Annotated in this window: 1 protein-coding gene; it reads left to right on the top strand. The window is 74.9% G+C overall.

The features are described from left to right. Positions 1-3,004: CHAT domain-containing protein (locus tag Q0741_RS09740; RefSeq protein ID WP_298233005.1), on the top strand; the 3,004-nt coding region annotated here is incomplete at its 5' end. Positions 3,005-3,195: the final 191 nt, after the last annotated feature.

Genomic DNA, 3,195 nt, shown 5'->3' on the forward strand with positions numbered 1-3,195 from the left:
GCGCCACGTGCTGCGGCGGCCCTCGCGCGAAGGCCTGCGGCCGCTGCCGCCCGCGGACGACCTGAGCCCGCTGGCGCCGCCACCCTCGGGCCCGGGCACCGCCGCCGCGCATGGCGAGGCCCTGGCGGTGCGGGTGTTCAACGGCGACCTGGGCTTCGTGCACCAGCCGCTGCTCATCGGCCACTACGCCTCGCTGGCGCTCACCGGCGCGGAGTCCGCGGTGGACCGGCTGCTGGACGGCAGCCTCTCTCGCGCGCTGCGCACGGGGCTGTACCCGCAGGAGCTGGGCATGCAGCAGGTGTTCCTCAACACCCGGCTGTCGTTCGACATGGGGCAGCTGCCGCGGCCACAGGCCGTGGTGGTGCTGGGCCTGGGGCCGGAGGGCAAGCTGCGCCCGGCGGCGCTGGTGCGGGCGGTCAGGGCCGGGGTGCTGGCCTGGGCGCTGCGCCTGGCCGAGCAGCCCGGCGCGCCGGCCCGCTTCGAGCTGGCCGCCACGCTCATGGGCAGCGGTGGCGTGGGCATCTCCGCCGGGCAGGCGGCGCAGCTCATCGCCCAGGGCGTGCGCGAGGCCAACGCGCGGCTGCAGGACGATGCCCAGGGCGGCGCGGCCCCGGGCGCCGCCGCCGCGGCGCTGCCGCGGGTCAACCGCCTGGTGTTGGTGGAGCTGTACCTGGACCGCGCCACCGAGGCCTGGCGCGCGCTGCGCGAGCTGCAGCAGGCCAGCCCCGGCGAGCTGGCGCTGGAGGACGAGATCGAGCGCGCCGACAGCGCGCTGTCCAGCCCGCCGGACTCCAGCTACCGTGGCGCCGACTACGACCTGATCATCGCCACGGCGCAGCAGGATTCGCAGGGCAACAGCACGATCACCTACCGCATCGACACGCGCCGCGCGCGCTCGGAGCTGCAGTCGCGCAAGACCCAGGGCCGGCTGCTGCGCCAGCTCATCCAGGACGGCAGCGCCGGCGGCCCCTACAGCCGCATCGGGCGCACGCTGTTCCAGCTGCTGGTGCCGCTGGAGATGCGGCATTTCCTGGGCGGCAACAACGACACGCAGATCGAGCTGGACGAGGTCAGCGCCGGCATTCCCTGGGAGCTGCTGGAGACGCCGCGCGATCCCGCCGGCGGCGGCACGCTGCAGCAGCGGCCCTGGGCCATCCGCACCAAGCTGCTGCGCAAGCTGCGCAGCGAGGACTTCAGGCTGCGCGTGAGTGATGCGCCGCCCGAGGCCGGCGTGCTCGTCATCGGCGAGCCGGCCTGTCCCAAGAACTATGCGCGGCTGCCCGGCGCCAGGCGCGAGGCGCGCGGCGTGCTGGAGCGGCTGCGCGCCCTCGGCCTGCGCGGCCCGATGGTGGACCTCATCGCCAGCGACGACGAGACGCGCTTCGGCGCGGACGCCACCACCGTCATCCGCGCGCTGGAGGAGCACGACTGGCGCGTGATCCACATCGCCGGCCACGGCGAGCCGCCCTGGTATGGCAACCCGCCCGGGCAGACGCTGCTGGACCCGCGCGGCGTGGTGCTGTCCAACGGCACCTTCCTGGGCCCGCGCGAGATCGAGGGGCTGGACGTGGTGCCGGAGCTGGTGTTCGTCAACTGCTGCTTCTCCGGCGCGCGGCGCGCCGAGGACGTGCTGCGTGGCAACCCCGAGCGCCTGGGCGACCCGGGCAACCGGCCCGGCTTCGCGGCCAACGTGGCGCAGGAGCTCATCCGCATCGGCGTGCGTTGCGTGGTGGCCACCGGCTGGGCCGTGGACGACAACGCGGCCGAGACCTTTGCCGTCACCTTCTACACCGCGCTGGGCCGCGGGCGCCGCTTCATCGACGCGGTGGCCGAGGCGCGGCTGGCGGCCTGGTCGGTGCGCGACGGCGGCGACACCTGGGGGGCCTACCAGTGCTACGGCGACCCGGACTGGCGGCTGCTGGACGAGAGCGGCGGCGCCCGGCGCGCGACGCGCACGCCGGACGCCGAGTTCGCCGGCATCGCCTCGGCGCCGGCGCTGCTGGAGGCGCTGCGCGCGCTGGAGAGCCAGCCCGCGCACCGGTTGCCGCGGCTGCGCTACCTGGAAGACCGCTTCGGCAGCCGCTGGGGTGGCCAGGGCCGCGTGGCTGAAGCCTTCGGGCGCGCTTTCGCCGCCGCGGCCCTGACCGGGGATGCGCTGCGCTGGTACCGCAGGGCGGTCGAGGCCGAGGACGGCGGCGCCTCCCTGGGCAGCGGCGAGCAGCTGCACAACCTGACCGCGCGCCTGGCCTGGGAGCGGGTGGCGCAGGCCGAGGAAAGGCTGATCCCGCTCCAGCGCCGCCAGGGCGAGAGCGGCACGGCCGAGGCCCAGGCCGAGCTGGCGCAGGCCGAGGCGGCGGTGAAGGGGGCCGCCGAGGAAGCGGTGGCGCCGATCGAGGCCGCGTTGAAGGGCCTGGAGTTGCTCATGCAACTACAACGCACCGCCGAGCGCGAGAACCTCTACGGCTCGGCCTGCAAGCGCCTGGCGCAGGTGCGGCAGGCGCTCGGGGACGATGCCGGCGCGGCGCGGATGCTGGAGCGGATGCGCGAGCACTACCAGGCCGGCTGGGATCTGGCGCGGTCGGCGCCGGACGCGGCGGCCTTCTATCCCGCGATGAACGTGCTCGCGGCGTCGCTGGTGAGCGATGCGGGCGCGGGCGTGGCGCTGGACGCGCTGCTGGACCAGGTGAGGGAGTTGGTGGCGGAGCGCAACCGGCTCAAGCCCGATTTCTGGAGCGCGGCGGCCGGCATCGAGCTGCGGCTGTGGGAGGCGCTGCATCGCGGGCAGTTGGGCGTGGAGCGCGAGCGGCTGCAGGCGGCGCTGTCGGACCTGCACGACCGCGCGCCCGACATGCTGAAGTGGCGCTCGGTGCACGACCAGAGCCGGCTGGTCGTCAAGGCCTTCCAGGCCCGGCGCGGCAAGGGCAGGAAGAAAGGCAACGGGGAGGAAGCCGCGGCGCGGGCGATGCTGGATCGGCTGGCGGGGTGGGCGTATCCGCAGGGGTGAGCGGTCGTTGGCGGCGACGGCCTCGGGCCCTCCCGGGTACGGTCTGCCGCCAGGGCCTGCGGCAGGCGCGGTCGCCACGCTCCGTTTCGGGAGCGGACTGGTTTAAGCCGGTTTGCCGCCCTTCGCGAGGTCCTGCACGTACGTATTCAGCCCACCCTGTTGCCCGGGGCGTGGTGAGGGCCACGCAGTAG

The organism is uncultured Azohydromonas sp., assembly GCF_937926365.1.
Lineage (GTDB): Bacteria > Pseudomonadota > Gammaproteobacteria > Burkholderiales > Burkholderiaceae_C > Azohydromonas.